This is a genomic window from Ruegeria sp. CDSA089, assembly GCF_059612205.1.
The window spans coordinates 1-16,228 of sequence record NZ_JBXWQD010000018.1; the positions used below are offsets into that span (position 1 = coordinate 1).

Here is a 16,228-nt window from a genome sequence, read left to right on the forward strand (position 1 = left end):
CTCCACTCCTTAGCGGTTACGATGAGCCAGAAACCCTCTCTTATCAAATCAACCTAAACTGTCCCATTGGCGCTGACATCAGACAATTGGGTTCGAAGCTTAACTGATTTGATCATGCTGGTTTTATCAATGTTCCCAGATATGCCCGAGTGTCGGCATCCCAAGAGCTGGGGTCCTCTCCATGAGCGACCACCGCGTGGAGTTCCATGAGTTTCCATACTTCATCTTTGGTCGCTGCGATCACTTTGCCTGGGCAGGCCTCCATGCCCTCGCAATCCTTGCAGGCATATGAAAATGCGGTGTTCATCATTTTCTCCTCTTTCTGGACGGGAAAGTTGATCAAAACTCAGGAAACGTCGGGAGACCGTCGTCGAGTTTTATCCATGGCTGCTGACGTGATACGAAGACGTGGGCCTTGGGTTGCGCAATCGATGGGTCATCCAACGTCACAGCAGAAAACCAAGCGTCAGCGCTCCAGTCTTGGCCCTCAACTTCATTTAGGGCAGCGTAGGTCAACGTCGTTCCACATTCCCGACAAAACCCTCGGCGAATACCCGGAGTTTTCTCAATTTGTTGGATTTCGCCTTTGATCACTTCAAAGTCTTCGGCGGCCACTTTAGCCCAAGTTACAAAGGCACCGCCAAGGGCCATTTGGCACGAACGGCAATGGCAATGACCCGACCAAACTGGCGGGGTCGCTATCTGATACCGAACGGCACCACAGTAACATCCACCTTGAATTTTTTCCATCGTATCAAACTCTCCTGACGTGCGGCTCTGCAAACATCAGCGTTGAAGCGTTCGCCTTTTCCCAGCACAAAAACAGATTTCACTGTGAATATTGTCAAGAAAACCGTTATCATGCGAAGCAAATAGTCTGAAGATACATAAGAAAAACTATAGTATGGATTGGCTGCACCTTCCCCCGATGAACGCTTTGCGCGCTTTCTCAGCGGTTGCGGAAGCAGGGAGTTACACCGTGGCGGCTGAACGATTGAACGTGACCCAAGCGGCTGTCAGCCAGCAGGTGAAATCGTTGGAAAGGTATTTGGGCGTAGCTCTCGTTGCTAAACGTGGGCGCAGCATTGAGTTGACCGAGCCAGGCATCATGCTTGCACGTGAACTGGGTATCGGCTTTGAAATCATTGGAAGGGGTGTCGAACGACTGGCAGAACACACAGCAAAGCGTCCCGTTCAAGTGACCATGTCACCAGCATTCGCGGTGGAGTGGCTATTGCCGAGAATGGCAGACTTTCAACGTGAACACCCAGAGATCACTTTGATGCTGAACCCAACTTCGGAACTGGTTCAGATACGCCCCGGCGGTATAGATGTCGCCATTCGGTATCACGACAGACGCATGCCAAGAAAAAAAGAGGATACTGTCCTTGTCACCGACATGGTAGTGATCGGAGCACCTTCATTGGTGAGAGACCAAGACCTGCGTCACCCGGCATCTTTAACGAAGCTGCCCTGGTTACAGGAGCTGGGCACCAACGAGGCGGCTGACTGGTTCACCTATCACGGGGTTGTTCCTGCCGAGCCATTGACCATAAATCACATGCCGGGGAACCTGATCATGACTGCGGTTCGCCGGGGTGACGGTATCACGTATTCTGCCAGAGCTTTTTTTGAGGAAGATCTTTCATCTGGTCGGATGATTGAATTGTTCTCTGAGCCACTCTTCGGCGTCTACTACATCCAGACTCAAGCAGAATTTCAGCGTCCCGAGGCTAAGGTGTTCGTCAACTGGCTTATGTCTCAGTCGCAAGTCGTATCGGCAAACACGTCCGAAAACTGATCCAGTTGCAGTTGGAAACTTTCGAACCAAGCTAGGCTCGAGGCTGTCGCGCACCTCATTTGTTCGAATTGGAAATCAAGTGATCAACTACATACTCCGCGTCCTCGCCCACGCCATAAAACAGGCCAGACCCTTGTGTATGCATCCAATGCAGTCCGCAGAAGTACAGGCCTGCTAGATCCGTAGTACCTCGCTCATATAGCGGATAGCCAGTCTCATCGAAGACTGGCAAGTCGATCCATCCAAAATCGCGGTGAAACCCAGTTGCGTATATGACGGTTGAAACATTTGCTGCAGCCAAGTCGAAGAACGGTGGTTCAGGTTTGGGCTGCCAGTTGATCGGGACAACAATTTCCTTGGGATCATCGAGTCCATTCTCTGCAACAAAAGTGTCGATGCTCTCCATTTCCGCGCGACACACATCGTCCACTGCCTTGAGCGTCTCTTCAAGTCCGCCCGCCAAAATCAGACACCCGTCTTGAACACCCTCAACCTTGCTGTGTAGTTTGACCCCGTCGAGCGCCATCTGGCGCAGATCAACAATACGACCACCCTCTCGCCCAGAGAGATGTGGATGGGCTTTGAACCGGATAGCTGTCCCTTTGGGATGGTCCTTTACCGCCATGTTCATGTACCCAGTCGCCAAGTCCCATTCAAAAATGTCGCGACCCCTATAGCGACGTGGGATGCGGCCAGCACTGCCCACTGCGAGATGTACGTCGCGCCCGGATAAGTGCAGGTCCTCAGCGACCTGACACCCTGACTGACCACTTCCAATAATGAATACCGCACCATCCGGTAGGCTCGCTGAGTTGCGATAGTCACAAGTATGTATGCCAGTAACACTTTCAGGCAGATCGTAATGCCAACTTGGTATATTCGGGTGTTGATGCGTGCCGACGGTGACGATCAAGTTCTGCGCTCTGATTTCGCCATCTGATGTGGTTAGTTTGAATCGACCCGGTCCTTCACTTGCCTCGATTCTAGCCACCTCGACGCCCCCTCGATAGGGCGGACCAAAACTGCTCGCATAGTCTTCGATGTACTTGACGATCTCATCGCGGAGCATGAAACCATCGGGATCATCCCCATCGTAATGGAAACCTGGAAGTCGGCAGAGTTTGTTAGGAGAGACAAGGCAGAACGAGTCCCAACGGTTACGCCATGTATCGCCAATTTGCCCGCGGTCCAAAACAACGTGATCATGACCAGCCTGTTTTAAGTGCCAGCTAACGGAAAGACCGGCTTGACCTCCGCCCACAACCACAGTGTCAATCAGGGTGTACATAGCAGCAAACCTTTCTATGAAACTCTATCGGCGACAGCTAGTTGCTTCAACGTATCAATGTCCGCTCAGGGCTCGAAGAGGACGTTCGCCGCACTTTACAGGAGTGACTGCTTACTTCGCACAAGCAGTCACATGGGAGTGATGACGCCCCAGCTACTGACCTGAGCCCGGCGATCCGGGCGGGAGCTTCAACTCAATCGACAACGATGGTGACGCTCGTCTCGGCTCAGAAGCCCAGTGGATGGTCAACACTCATGCGACAATCGCCAGTCACGAAAAGTGGGCGACTCTTGCCGCCCGCTCAATCTTCACACGTCGATCTTTTCTGCGATACTCAGCGCGTCTTCTAATTCAACGCCAAGATATCGAACTGTGCTGTCAACCTTGGTGTGGCCAAGCAAAAGCTGCACCGCGCGTAGATTGCCTGTTTTCCGGTAGATCAGTGCCGCTTTTGTGCGTCTCAGCGAATGCGTGCCGTAACCGCTCGGCTCCAAGCCAATCGCCGACACCCAATCGAGGACCAGACGCGCGTACTGTCGTGTCGATATATGCGGCCTTTCGTGGAAGCGGCTTGGGAAAAGGAAAGTGCGTCCAAGCATCTCCGGGCGACATATCCAGGTCCAGACGGACTGGCGGGTATTTTCCGAGACCTCGAATTGGACCGGCCGTTTTGTTTTGCTCTGGACAACTGTCACGCGTTCGCGGACACGATCACCAGTAACAAGATCGGCTACGTTCAATCGAACGAGATCGCAGCCTTGCAGCTTGCTATCGATCGCAAGATTAAAGAGTGCCAAATCCCTGAGATTGTCCGAGAGTTCAAGCCGGGCGCGGATGGCCCAGACCTGCTTCGCGAGAAGCGGGCGTTTCTGGCCTATAAGGCGACCTTTGTTCCACGGCGGGCGCTTCGGTGTGATGGCAGGAAGTTGAATAATGGACATCGATTGTCCTCCATCCTTCCCTCCCTCTCCAGGCACCGACACCATGTCGACCAACTGACTCTATCAAGGAGCAAAATGGCAGGTGTCATCAGCTTACCCGACGTTCGTGAGCAGCGCAGCGTATGACCGTTTCGAGCCCTCAGTGAACGATGCGGCGCGATCAACCGACGACGGCTATGCGCAGAAAGCGGGCTTTGCATAGTTCGGAATGCGGCCCAAGCCGGACATGAGTTTAGAGTTAAATTGTTGCGGAGGGTTTTCCAAAGCTGCCGTTCACACGCGGAGCTTCGTTCACATGGTCGGGATCTGCGCAACGCTGATTCACCCGACGTTCGAGTTAACAGAAAGACGTGTCCAAGCGGAACGCCCTAATATCAAGGTCGGTTTACAACAAAGCTTGGCACTATCCCTGCCTTCATGATCGCTGCTTCAACATCATGCCCTGCGAAGAAACCGAATCCAGAGATGAGCGCGGAAGCTATGCCTGCATTTCGTGCACCTAGAATGTCGGTGTGAAGGCTGTCGCCAACCATCAGAACCCGGGACTTGTCGATGTGCCCCAGACGATTGAATGCAAGATTATAGATGTTGGCGAAAGGTTTTCCAAAGAACTGAGGGGTGACGCCTGTCCGGTCTGCTAGCCGGTGCGCGTAAAGACCGGGTTCTTTGGAGAAACCATACTCGCGCGGAGCGACAATGTCAGGATTGCCGACCAATACCGGGCGGGGACGTTGCAGCAAAGCGGCCTCTAACATGGCTTGTCGCGCTTCATTCCAAACAGCTGACCCAATCATCAAAAATCCGTCGACGGTTTCGTAGGGCTTCGGGTCATCCTCCAGGTAGGATAGCTTCAACTCCTCCAGATCGCGAAGGCCGGCACTTGGAGTTGCCATCAATCCCCAATGCAACTCATTTTGGCCGTTTAGCTCAGACAACAACGTGGCCCGACTGGTGATCACGTCTTGTGGCGCGAAGTTGTAGCCAAGCCCATAGTATTTCTCCATAAGAGTTGTGTGGGGAAACCCTGCAGCATTCGATACGACCAGAACACGTTTGCCGGCGGCTGTCAGCGACCTGACCCGATCTGGTGTTTCTGGGATTGCCGTATCACCAATATTGAGAACCCCGAAGGCATCGAGGAGGAACACGTCAAACTCGTGAGCTATGTCCTCTAGCGTGTCCGCCTGACGATAGCTCACTTCAGTTGATCTGGGTTGCGGAAGGCGATGTCTTACAGCCTCGTAGGCGTCAAAAGCCTCTTGCGCAGAGAAACCGGTCAAATGATGGCCCCTCTTACTTTCGCCGAAACCCATTCGCTGATCATAACCGCGACCAGAATTACAATCAGGATCAGACTAACTTGCGGCCAAGCCAGTACGTTGAGCGAGGCCGACAATTGCAACCCGATACCCCCGGCTCCAACCAGCCCGAGCACCGTGGATTCGCGGATGTTGATATCCCAACGGAAGACGGCAATGCCCGCGAAAGCGGGTAGGATTTGCGGTACGATCCCATAGGCCATGACCTGCCAGCGTGAAGCACCGGTTGCCGTGATTGCTTCGACCTGCGTGCGATCAATTTCCTCGATCGCTTCGTAAAGAAGTTTTGCGCAAAACCCGATTGAACGAATGGCGATTGCTATGACACCAGCAAATACGCCGGGACCAATAATCGCGATCAAAAGAAGCGCCCAGATCAACGAGTTTATAGAGCGGGTCGAGACAATGACCAACAAGGCAATCGGACGGATGAACAAGGCCGATGGTGTGGTGTTGCGGGCCGCCAAAAAGGCAACTGGCACTGCCATGCACAGTGCAATTATGGTCCCCAAGGTAGCAATGTTTAGCGTGTCCCAAATCGGGCGACCTAACTGGGTGATGTAATCCCATTTAGGAGGCGTTGCACGGGTCCAAATATCGTTGGCGATGCGGGGCGCATCCCAGACGAAAAACCAAGTCGTCGATTCCGAGATCAGCTGCCAGCAGTAAACAAAGATTGCCACGCCCAGCAACCAACCGAACCAACGGACCAAGCTCTGACCCGTTGTCCGGCGACGCCAGATTTGCGCATCGTCGCGTTCAAGTATCGGCATTACTGAACCCTCGCTCGAATAATTCCCGAAAGGTATTCAAGTGCCATCACGATGCCGATGATAAGAATGAGAATGGCTGCCGCAGTGTCGTATTCATAGCGGTCGAATGCGGTGTTCAAAGTTGCACCAATTCCACCAGCCCCCACGAGCCCGAGGATCGCGCTTTCTCTGAAATTGATGTCGATCCGATACATGGAAAGGCCCACAAGTCGCGGCATAACCTGGGGCTGAACTCCATAGTTGATCCATTGTGGCCAACGCGCTCCAGAGGCCTTAATCGCCTCGGCCTGAACCTTGTCCATGGCTTCGATATCTTCGGCCAGAAGTTTTGAGAGAAATCCGATTGTGGCGAAAGAAAGCGTCAGAAATCCGGCCAGCGGGCCAAAGCCAAAGATAGCCACAAGCAAAATGGCAACGATAATCTCTTGCAATGCCCGACTTATCGCGACAATGCCTCGGCAAATCATGTAGATTGGCAATGGCGCGATATTGCGGGCAGCCCCCAACCCAATCGGGATCGAAATCAGGATGCCCACGACCGACGCGGCCACGGTCATCACGATACTTTCCAGAAGGCCGCTCCAAATATCGGTCCACCGTGAAATGAAGTCTGGGCTGGTGAACGCAAGCACAAACGCCCAACCCCGATCCAACCCTTCATAGACACGACCCCAATCAACTTCGATGGTCATGAACGCCGCGATCAGGTAGGCGAAAAAGCCAAGGAGCAATGCCCAGCGGAGTAATGGATTTTTGACAAAGGCAGGCTTACGCCAGCCTTTTCCCAGCATGTCGTCTAACTCTCGATGGCTCATTCTGCAGCCTCGACATCGTCATCTTCGTCAACTTTTTCGATGGTTGCTTCCCAGTCTTCTTCCCCATAAATCTCGGTCAGCTTCTCAGGGGTAAGGCCTGTAGGAAGCCCATCATACACAATTTCGCCGAATCGGAGTCCTACGACACGGGGAACAAACATCTGAGCGAGCGCCACGTCATGGATATTGATAATGGCTGCCAATCCGCGTTCCTGACATAACTCGGTGATGAGACGCATAATTTGACGGCTGGTCTTTGGGTCCAGCGATGCAGTTGGTTCATCGACCAACAGCAGCTTTGGGTTCTGTATCAGTGCCCGGCAGATGCCGACCCTTTGGCGCTGACCGCCAGAGAGTTCGTCCGCCCGTTTATCCGCCATGTGCAACAGCCCCACCCGATCGAGTAGCCGGAAGGCTTCGTCCACATCCGACTGAGGATAGCGCCGTAGAAAGCTGCGCCAGAACCCCACATAACCCAGCCTGCCGGACAGTACATTTTCCATCACTGTCAGGCGTTCGACCAAGGCATATTCCTGAAAGATCATGCCCATTTCGCGGCGCGCCTTCCGCAATGCACCCGATCCGAGTTTGGTAAGGTCTACATCATCCAAAATAACACCGCCGCTTGTAGGTTCAACCAATCGGTTAACACAGCGGATCATGGTCGATTTGCCCGCGCCCGAGGGCCCGATCAACGCAAGAACCTGTCCTTTTGGAACTTCAAGATCAATCGCCTTCAGCGCCTGATCTCCGGTCTTGTATGTTTTCGTCAGCTTTTGAAGACGCAGCATGAAATGCCCCAGATTAGGGAGAACAGCGGGCCCTTTCAGGCCCGCCTGATGAGCCAAAGGTTATTGGCAGGCGTAGGAGACGCCATTTGCTGCGTCAATTTTACGAATGACATCCCAGAATTCCTGATAGGTCATCTCAAGGAATTGGCCTTCGTTTGATTTCGAGAACTCAGCTTCAAGTGTCGTCCCCTCCCAATCGAAGCTGAAGAAGGCATTGCGGATCTTTTCCTGCAACTCGGGCGTCAGGTTGTAAACGGTGCCAAACCCAGTGGTTGGGAAAGTCTGCGACTTATAGATTGTAATGACATCATCCTCATTGATCACGTCACGGGAGATCATCCGCGATTTAACCGAATTCGCAATTGAGGCCGCTAAGTAGTCTTTGTTGGCAACACCTAGGATCGAGTTGTCGTGTTTGCCCGAATAGACAGGCTCAAAGTCGCGTTCGGGCAGAAGATCAAAGTCGCTTTTCAGGATCGCGGAAGGAGCCTTGAATCCCGAGTTCGATGTGGGCGATGTGAAAGCCAGTTGCTTTCCCTTGATGTCTTCAACCTTTTCGATGCCCGAACCCGGATAGGTGATGATTTCCATCTCGTAACCAAAATTACCGTCTTTTGAGGCCATGATCGTGAACGGACGGAACCCAGCGCAGTTTACGGCCAAAGGGTTGGAACCGGTGTTGAATCCCGCAATATGCAGGCGCCCTGAGCGCATCGCCTCGATCTGGGCTGCGTTATTCTGGACTGGAAAAAAGACAACGTCCTTGCCTGTTTCTGCTTTCAAATGGTCGAGAAAGTCTGACCACGCAGTTTTGTAAACGGCGGGGTCTTCAACCGGCGTGTAGGCAAAGATCAAGGTGTCTGGATCTATTTGTTCGGAAGGATCTGTGGGGATATCCGCGATCAAATCCCCGTCGGCATCACAAAAACGCTCGTCCAAGTCACCGCGTGGACAATCTTGCGCCGACGCTATTCCACTCATCGACATGAGTGCGATTGCAGATGCCCCAAGCAATAGTTTGATATCGATCTTCATGTTTTCCTCCCAGTCATGTGCGGTGCTTTTTGTCCGCTGTGAATCAATCATTTTATGTTTACTCGGCGACGAGAACGTCGACCTCTACGCCCTCAAAAGCGTTGCGCAATTCTCCTGTTGGTTTTTTGTCGGTGACAATGGAATCCAAGTCGTTAAGGTCTCCTACTTGAGACAAGCCTTTCCGGCCGAATTTCCCGGAATCAACAAGAAGGTGCCGTTTCTCGGCACGCGTCAGCATCACCCTCTTTACTTCCGCAAAGCCCCGCACTGTTTCTGAAGGGCCTTCTGTCGACAACCCAGAGGCACCGATCATGCACCTGTCGACGTTGAAACGGGACAGAAATTCCAGCGTCTCGGTTCCGATAGTTGCAGACTCAGTTGCCAGATATTCCCCCGGGCATAACAGGACTTGTGCGGCCCCATGGCCAAGGGTCATAGCTATGGGAATGGAATTGGTGATTACCGTGCAGGGAGTACCAATGTAAGCCAGTACACGTGCCATTTCGATTGTGGTCGAGCCGGAATCGATCATGACGGTTTCACCGCTCTGGATCAGTTCTGCCGCAATTGCACCTATCCGTTCGCGTTCCTCAACTTGATCGTTTGTTCGTTCATCCAAACCCGGATAGTGCCCTTGCGCAGCGGCTGATGCCCCCCCGTGTGCGCGCGCTATCAAGCCGTCGTTCGACAGAGCATCGAAATCTCTACGTACCGTTTCGTTGGAGACGTTGAACCGCTGTGCCAGTTCGTTGATGCGAACGTGCGGGCGCAGCTTCAGCTCCAACAATATCTGTTGGCGCCGGTCGGACTTCTTTACCCGGCTCTGGTTCTTTTCAGACATTTTGCCGCGCGTTTTTGTTTTGGACATCCGACGACCCGACTAGGCTTCTCAACCTACTTTTGTGGGCTTTCGGTCATATTGCAATATTTTTTGTTGCATAACCCTCAGAAGGTTGTGAGAATTCGAGCGAACACAAGTAATTCGAAGCGCAAAGCGAAGATGCACAGGTTGATCAAATTCAGAATACGAGCCAAGGCAAAGCGTTAACCGGCCAACCTGCCAATCAGACAGCTTCCTTTTGGTTCTTGATCGTGTGGCATTGAGGGGTGGCATGGGCGACAGCGAAACGGCAGATCAGATTGCGGCGCTTCCGATGCGCTGGGATAAGACTGGCAAATTGCGCGTTCTTATGGTCACTTCGCGGGATACCGGCCGGTGGGTTATCCCAAAAGGATGGCTAATGGACGGCAAAAAACCTTGGCATGCCGCAGAAATAGAAGCTCAAGAAGAAGCAGGCGCAGTCGGCACCATATCGAAACGGCCGATCGGTCATTTTTTCTATGATAAACGATACAAGGGGCGAAACAGCGTTCGCTGCCGCGTTACCCTTTATCCTCTGGTCGTCGAAAAGTTGAAGCGACGCTGGAAGGAAGAAGGTGAACGAACGCGTCATTGGTTCTCACCGGCAAAGGCCGCAAAGTTAGTTCAAGAAAGAGACCTGTCAGATTTGCTGCATAATCTAGCGGACGATCCAGAAGTCAAAATTGTCATAAAGAAACTTCGAAAGGCTGCATGAGGAAGGGCATGAAAGAACCGGGAAACCCGGACGCACTAAGCTCAAAGGGAGGAAAAAATGAGGAAATTGACATCCACTGCGGTTGGATCGGTGATTGCGCTGGCTGCGTCACTGTCGGCGGCACAGGCCGATAAGCTGACACTCTATTGTTCGGCGCAAGAAGATTGGTGCCAACTCATGGCGCGAAGCTTTGAAGACGCGACGGGCATCGACGTCAACATGACCCGGAAGTCATCAGGTGAAACTTTTGCACAAATCCGCGCCGAAAGCTCGAACCCGAAAGGAGACGTTTGGTGGGGCGGTACCGGTGATCCGCATTTGCAGGCCGCCGAAGAAGGCTTGACGATGGAATACATGTCGCCAGTGCGCGACCAGCTTCACGATTGGGCGATATCCCAAGCAGAAAGCGCGGGCAACAAGACGATCGGCATCTATTCAGGCGCACTCGGTTATGGCTATAATGCCGATCTCATCGCTGCCAATAACCTACCCGAACCAGCCTGCTGGAAAGACCTGCTGAAGCCCGAATACAAGGGCCACGTTCAGATGGCGAACCCGAACTCATCAGGTACGGCCTATACCACGCTTGCGTCGATGGTGCAGATCTTTGGCGAAGATGAAGGCTTTGAGTTCATGAAAGGTCTGCATTCGAACATCAACCAATATACCAAGTCTGGTTCTGCGCCGATCAAGGCCGCCGGTCGTGGTGAGAACACCATTGGTATAGTCTTCATGCATGACGCTGTGAAGCAGGCCGTTTCAGGATTCCCGATTAAGGTCGTCGCACCGTGCGAGGGCACAGGATACGAAATTGGCTCGATGTCGATTATTGAAGGAGCCCGCAACGAAGAAGAAGCGAAAAAGTTCTATGACTGGGCACTGTCACCCGAGGCCCAGAACCTTGCTCTTCAGGTCAACGCGTTTCAGGTACCTTCGAATAAGAGCGCGGAAACTTCGGATAGCGCGCCAGACATGAGTCAGATCAAGCTGATTGACTATGACTTCAAAAAGTATGGTTCGTCAGACGAACGGAAGCGTCTGTTGCAGAAATGGGACGAAGAGGTTTCGACTCTGCCGCAGTAAATGACTGACCGGACTTCAAAAACGACCCATCCGGTCCTGATCTTCTGGATCACGGCCGGGTGGGTCGGATTCTGCCTGTTGCCTTGGTATATGGTCGACGGTGGCCTTTGGTCGTTCGAGTGGCTTTTGGACGGCTACCCATTCGATGAGGATTATGCCCCCGCTGCGTTTCTGATTGGACAGGGTGAAAAACTATGGCTCGCTCCGCTCCTGATCGCACTCGCCCTGCCGCTTCTGGTGTTGAAGCGCCCCAAATCTGATCCACTTTACGCCAGAATACTGATCCTGTCAGGGGCGCTTGGCTTCGGCTGGCTGATCGCTCAGGGGTTCAGCATTGGCATCAGAGGCTTCAACTTCAATTGGTTGCAGGCGATGTTTGGCGAACTCGGCGACCGTCAGTTCGGAATGGGCTACGGTGCGATGATATGTGCCTCAAGTTTTCTGTTCCTGCTTACTCAGGGGATCGCGGCAAGGGGCGCCATTAACGGTGACGTCTTTGTCGTAAGCGCCATCGGTGGCGTTATTACAATTGTCACCGCTTTTGTCTTTTTTCCCATCGCGAAGATGCTATTCGCTGCCTTCATCACCGAAGAAGGCGCGTACTCCATCGCGGTATTCTTCTCGAAGTTTTTCGATGATCGACTGTGGGGTTTGGGGTGTTTTCATGGCGCGCGCTGTGGTGCCGCCTGGAATTCACTGTTCCTAGCCATCTTAGTCGGCGTCATCACCACGGTCCTGGGGCTTTGCTTTGCACTGGTCGTGACGCGCTCAGGCTTTCGCCATAAACGCGCGCTGCGGGCTCTGACCGTTCTGCCAATAATCACTCCGCCATTCGTGATCGGCCTGGCGCTGATCTTGCTTTTTGGCCTTTCTGGGTCGGTCACCCGGTTCTTTGCCGAGCTTCTCGGCACCCAGCCGACACGCTGGCTTTATGGAATGCCAGGCATCCTGATCGCGCAGACACTCGCGTTTACGCCAATCGCGTTTCTTGTTCTGATCGGTGTGGTTGAAGGCGTCTCTCCGTCGATGGAAGAAGCGGCCCAAACCCTCCGCGCCAGTAGATGGCAGACATTCAAGACGGTTTCATTGCCCCTGATGCGGCCCGGTCTTGCGAATGCATTTCTTCTGGGCTTCATCGAAAGCATGGCCGATTTCGGAAATCCGCTTGTATTGGGCGGCAATTTCGACGTGCTTTCGACCGAAATATTCTTTGCCATCGTTGGCGCTCAATACGATCAAGGCAGAGCCGCAGTTCTGGCCATGGTGCTGCTGTTCTTTACTCTTTCCGCCTTTTATGCGCAGCGTGTCTGGCTGGGGAAGAAAAGCTACACAACCGTCACCGGCAAAGGGGATGCCGGCGTTCATCCTCTGATGCCAACTGGCCTTTCAGTTCCGGTACTACTCATCGCTCTGGGCTGGGCGCTGTTCACAATTGTTGTTTATGCGATGATCATTTACGGCAGTGTCGTCGAGTTGTGGGGTGTCGATAACTCGCTAACTATCAAACACTATGTCACCGCATTCTCCGCACGTTTCGAAGAAGATAGCATTCGCTGGACCGGAGCCGCTTGGGACAGTTTCTGGACCACCATAACGATCGCGGCCATTGCTGCCCCATTGACTGCCGCCGTAGGTCTGGTGACCGCTTATCTGCTGACCAGGCAAAGTTTTGCAGGCAAGAACGCTTTCGAATTTGGAACAATGTTATCCTTCGCTATCCCCGGAACAGTGATAGGCGTCAGCTACATCCTAGCCTTCAACGTTCCGCCAATTGAAATCACGGGTACTGGTGTCATTCTCGTTGTCAGCTTTATCTTCCGTAATATGCCGGTTGGCGTTCGTGCGGGGATCGCGAGCATGTCGCAGCTTGACCGCAGCCTTGATGAATCGTCGCTGACCCTTGGTGCAAACTCGTGGCAGACGTTCCGAAACGTCATCCTGCCGTTATTGCGCCCTGCGATACTTGCTGCGCTTGTTTACAGTTTTGTCCGTGCCATGACCGCGATCTCGGCTGTCATCTTTCTGGTCAGCGCAGAATATGACATGGCGACCAGCTACATTATCGGTCGGGTCGAGAATAATGACTATGGCCTTGCGATCGCCTATTCGACGACGCTGATTTTTGTGATGCTCGCGGCGGTCGGTTTACTGCAACTACTCGTTGGCCGGGTCCAGATTGGTCGACGCACGCAACACGGAACGGAGGCATCGCGATGACCGACGCCAAAATCGGTTCCAAGGCCGCCCCGGTGCGCTTTGAGAACGTGTCGAAAGTATTCGGTAAAGACGTCGTCGCCGTCGACAACATCAACCTGCATGTCGATGCAGGAAAACTCGTCACACTGCTTGGTCCGTCAGGCTGTGGGAAAACAACGACTCTGCGCATGATTGCCGGGTTGGAAATGGCAAGCTCGGGCAAGATCCTAATTGGTGATCAGGACGTGACCAACTTGCCTGCCACCGACCGCGACGTATCCATGGTTTTCCAGTCATACGCGCTTTTCCCTCACATGAGCGTGCTGGAAAACGTGATGTATGGCCTCACATTCTCAGGCTTTGCAAAGGACGAAGCCCGCAGCCGCGCTATGCATGGATTGGAACTGGTTGGCCTGCAGGGGTTCGACAACCGTCTTCCCTCGGAACTGTCAGGGGGCCAACAACAGCGTGTTGCCGTCGCCCGCGCGCTGGTTCTTGAGCCTCAGGTTCTGTTGTTCGACGAGCCGTTGTCCAATCTCGATGCCAAGCTTCGCCGTCAGGTGCGAGAGGATATTCGGGCAATCCAGCAAGATCTTGGTGTGACAGTTGTTTACGTGACCCACGATCAGGAGGAGGCACTGGCAGTCTCTGATGAGATTGTCGTCATGCGCAACGCAGCGATCGCCCAAATGGGCACACCACGCCAGCTTTACGATGCCCCGAACGATCGTTTTGTCGCCGATTTCATAGGTGAGGCAAACCTATTGGATTGCCAAATCGTCGATATCAATGGCGACGTGGCGACGATAGAAATAGAAGGCTACCGACATACGCTGCCACGTCGCGGTTTGTCCGAAGGAAACGCAACCATTGCAGTGCGGCCCTCGCGTTTGGTTATCGGCTCAGACCAAGGCATAACAGCCAAGGTGGCGAAGGCGACCTATGTTGGCGTTCGAATGGAATATACGCTGATCGGTACATTCGGTCAGGTTTTTGCCGTACATGACGACGTCGATGCGCCGCTTGATCCCGGCGCCGAAATCAAAATGGGTTTTGCTGACAAAGGGCCCGTTCTTCTGCCGGATTAAATGCCGAAACTCATTATCATCACTCACCCCGAGGTCTCTATCGATCCGGCCGTCCCGATAACTGAGTGGGGCTTGAATGCTGTGGGCCGCAAGCGGGCTACTGAATTTGCATCCAGTGGAATCTTGTCCGCCGTCACTCAGATATGGACCAGCGACGAGCGGAAGGCCCGTGAAACAGGCGAGATTCTTGCTGCACCACGAAAGCTATCAGTGAAATGCAACTTGGATCTTGGTGAGAATGACCGCAGCGCAACCGGTTACTTGCCGCTGAAAGATTTCGAAGCCGCGGCCGATGCTTTCTTTGCTCAGCCGGAAAGTAGCTATCGCGGTTGGGAACCAGCGATCGAAGCACAGATACGCATTCTTCGGACAGTCACTAAGATTATCCTGTCGCATAATGCCGGGGATCTTGCAATTGTAACGCACGGAGCAGTGGGCACATTGCTTTGGTGCGCACTCTCGAATTGTTCGATAGACCGCAAGCACGACCAACCCTCACAAGGCCATTTCTGGCAGGCAGATTTAGCTACGCTCAAGCCTGATTCATGTTGGGTCTCTTTGACGTAGGAGCTAAGCGTTCCAAGCGTTCTCTGCGATCTCACGCAACGTCTCGAACACATCTGGTGTCCCCACGATCACGCGCCCGCCGTCTCGGATCATCTCATCGGCGTCCTGATCCTCGACAACGCCGCCCGCTTCCGAGACCAGCAATTGCCCAGCCAGACAATCCCATGCATTCATGTGCTCCTCCACGTAACCCAAAAGGCGCCCGGCAGCGACGTAAGCCAATGAAAGCGCTCCGCTGGCGTTTCTGTGAAACATCGCCCCGTGCTCGATCAGATCCTCGATAACAGGTAAGACATGATGGCTCTCAATCCGGTTCGAGTATCCCACAGCCACTGTTCCATCTTGCAACGGCACTCCTAACGCGACGCTTATCGGTGATCCGTTAAGTGTCGCACTTTCTCCGCGAGTTGCGACAAAAGTTTCATCCAAGTTTGGATCGTGGATCACACCAATTTCCGTTTGGCCCTCGGTGACACCAGCCAGAACAATGGTCCATGCAGGAATACCGTTCACGAAATTCGTGGTCCCATCAATTGGATCAATAACCCAGTCAAAGCCACTCTCTCCCGCTACCGCGCCATGCTCTTCACCGTATACGCCATCGTTGGGCCACGCCTCCGCTATCCTTTGACGAATGAAAGTCTCGACGTTCTTGTCCGCCTCGCTCACCCAGTCCTGAGCGCCTTTTTGATCAACTATAAGATTGACCCGATCTGCAAAGAACTTTTTGGCAAGTAGCCCAGCCTCCTCGCAGACTTCGGTGGCAAAGTCTCTGCGTCCTGAAAGTCGAGACATAGGTGCTCCTTTTTCGGTGGGAGTGTTTCCCAACAACACTGTAGGCCAAGCGAAGACTAGGCAACCACATAGTCTTCTCGCTTGTCTGACGTCAGCGCCAATGGGACAGTTTAGGTTGATTTGATAAGAGAGGGTTTCTGGCTCATCGTAACCGCTAAG

17 protein-coding genes are annotated in these 16,228 nt (G+C 53.3%); 6 read left to right on the plus strand and 11 right to left on the minus strand.

The genetic code is table 11. The features are described 5' to 3' along the window. Positions 1-112 precede the first annotated feature (112 nt). A complete protein-coding gene (locus AC2FJ6_RS20420; RefSeq protein WP_058272354.1) occupies positions 113-307 on the minus strand; it encodes a DUF1059 domain-containing protein in 195 nt (64 codons plus the stop codon). Between the two features lie 32 nt (positions 308-339). Next, complete coding sequence (locus AC2FJ6_RS20425; RefSeq protein ID WP_170774089.1) at positions 340-750, minus strand: GFA family protein; 411 nt, start codon at positions 748-750, stop codon at positions 340-342. A 154-nt stretch (positions 751-904) separates the two neighbouring features. On the opposite strand from AC2FJ6_RS20425, the gene AC2FJ6_RS20430 reads away from it, so the two are divergent. Further along, on the plus strand, positions 905-1,801 hold the full coding sequence (locus AC2FJ6_RS20430; protein ID WP_170774091.1) for a LysR family transcriptional regulator: 897 nt from the start codon (positions 905-907) through the stop codon (positions 1,799-1,801). Between the two features lie 55 nt (positions 1,802-1,856). On the opposite strand, the gene AC2FJ6_RS20435 is transcribed toward AC2FJ6_RS20430, so the two are convergent. From AC2FJ6_RS20435 to AC2FJ6_RS20470, 8 genes are all read right to left on the minus strand, one after another. Further along, positions 1,857-3,089 (minus strand): flavin-containing monooxygenase, encoded by a 1,233-nt coding sequence (locus tag AC2FJ6_RS20435; RefSeq protein ID WP_170774093.1) that lies wholly within the window; start codon positions 3,087-3,089, stop codon positions 1,857-1,859. A 308-nt stretch (positions 3,090-3,397) separates the two neighbouring features. Further along, a complete protein-coding gene (locus AC2FJ6_RS20440; RefSeq protein WP_496669801.1) occupies positions 3,398-4,030 on the minus strand; it encodes a tyrosine-type recombinase/integrase in 633 nt (210 codons plus the stop codon). A gap of 374 nt (positions 4,031-4,404) precedes the next feature. Further along, positions 4,405-5,310 carry an HAD-IIA family hydrolase gene (locus AC2FJ6_RS20445; RefSeq protein WP_237215996.1) on the minus strand — a complete coding sequence of 302 codons (906 nt, stop codon included), beginning with the start codon at positions 5,308-5,310 and terminating at the stop codon, positions 4,405-4,407. Next, on the minus strand, positions 5,307-6,122 hold the full coding sequence (gene phnE, locus AC2FJ6_RS20450; RefSeq protein WP_170774129.1) for a phosphonate ABC transporter, permease protein PhnE: 816 nt from the start codon (positions 6,120-6,122) through the stop codon (positions 5,307-5,309). Before phnE (AC2FJ6_RS20450) ends, AC2FJ6_RS20445 begins: the two co-directional genes overlap by 4 nt. Beyond that, complete coding sequence (phnE, locus tag AC2FJ6_RS20455) at positions 6,122-6,937, minus strand: phosphonate ABC transporter, permease protein PhnE (protein WP_170375209.1); 816 nt, start codon at positions 6,935-6,937, stop codon at positions 6,122-6,124. Before phnE (AC2FJ6_RS20455) ends, phnE (AC2FJ6_RS20450) begins: the two co-directional genes overlap by 1 nt. Then, positions 6,934-7,728, minus strand: a complete 795-nt coding sequence (gene phnC / locus AC2FJ6_RS20460; RefSeq protein ID WP_170774131.1) for a phosphonate ABC transporter ATP-binding protein — start codon at positions 7,726-7,728, stop codon at positions 6,934-6,936. The genes phnE (AC2FJ6_RS20455) and phnC overlap by 4 nt, the downstream gene beginning before the upstream one ends. A 60-nt stretch (positions 7,729-7,788) precedes the next feature. After that, positions 7,789-8,763 carry a phosphate/phosphite/phosphonate ABC transporter substrate-binding protein gene (gene phnD, locus AC2FJ6_RS20465; protein WP_170774133.1) on the minus strand — a complete coding sequence of 325 codons (975 nt, stop codon included), beginning with the start codon at positions 8,761-8,763 and terminating at the stop codon, positions 7,789-7,791. A 58-nt stretch (positions 8,764-8,821) separates the two neighbouring features. After that, positions 8,822-9,631: a DeoR/GlpR family DNA-binding transcription regulator gene (locus tag AC2FJ6_RS20470; protein ID WP_170774135.1), complete on the minus strand. Its 810-nt coding sequence runs from the start codon at positions 9,629-9,631 to the stop codon at positions 8,822-8,824. A gap of 244 nt (positions 9,632-9,875) precedes the next feature. Between AC2FJ6_RS20470 and AC2FJ6_RS20475 the strand changes: the two genes are divergently transcribed. The 5 genes from AC2FJ6_RS20475 to AC2FJ6_RS20495 are packed head-to-tail and all read left to right on the plus strand — an operon-like array spanning position 9,876 to position 15,274. Continuing rightward, complete coding sequence (locus AC2FJ6_RS20475; protein WP_170774137.1) at positions 9,876-10,340, plus strand: NUDIX hydrolase; 465 nt, start codon at positions 9,876-9,878, stop codon at positions 10,338-10,340. Between the two features lie 57 nt (positions 10,341-10,397). Continuing rightward, the gene (locus tag AC2FJ6_RS20480; protein WP_170774139.1) at positions 10,398-11,423 is read left to right on the plus strand and encodes an ABC transporter substrate-binding protein; all 1,026 of its coding nucleotides are present in this window, start codon (positions 10,398-10,400) and stop codon (positions 11,421-11,423) included. Next, entirely contained in the window at positions 11,424-13,640 is a 2,217-nt protein-coding gene (locus tag AC2FJ6_RS20485; RefSeq protein ID WP_170774141.1) for an ABC transporter permease, read from the plus strand. Beyond that, positions 13,637-14,707 carry an ABC transporter ATP-binding protein gene (locus AC2FJ6_RS20490; RefSeq protein WP_170774143.1) on the plus strand — a complete coding sequence of 357 codons (1,071 nt, stop codon included), beginning with the start codon at positions 13,637-13,639 and terminating at the stop codon, positions 14,705-14,707. Before AC2FJ6_RS20485 ends, AC2FJ6_RS20490 begins: the two co-directional genes overlap by 4 nt. Next, a complete protein-coding gene (locus AC2FJ6_RS20495) occupies positions 14,708-15,274 on the plus strand; it encodes a histidine phosphatase family protein (protein ID WP_170774145.1) in 567 nt (188 codons plus the stop codon). A gap of 3 nt (positions 15,275-15,277) precedes the next feature. Here the strand turns inward: AC2FJ6_RS20495 and AC2FJ6_RS20500 are convergent, their stop codons facing one another. Beyond that, complete coding sequence (locus AC2FJ6_RS20500; protein ID WP_170774147.1) at positions 15,278-16,069, minus strand: inositol monophosphatase family protein; 792 nt, start codon at positions 16,067-16,069, stop codon at positions 15,278-15,280. Positions 16,070-16,228: the final 159 nt, after the last annotated feature.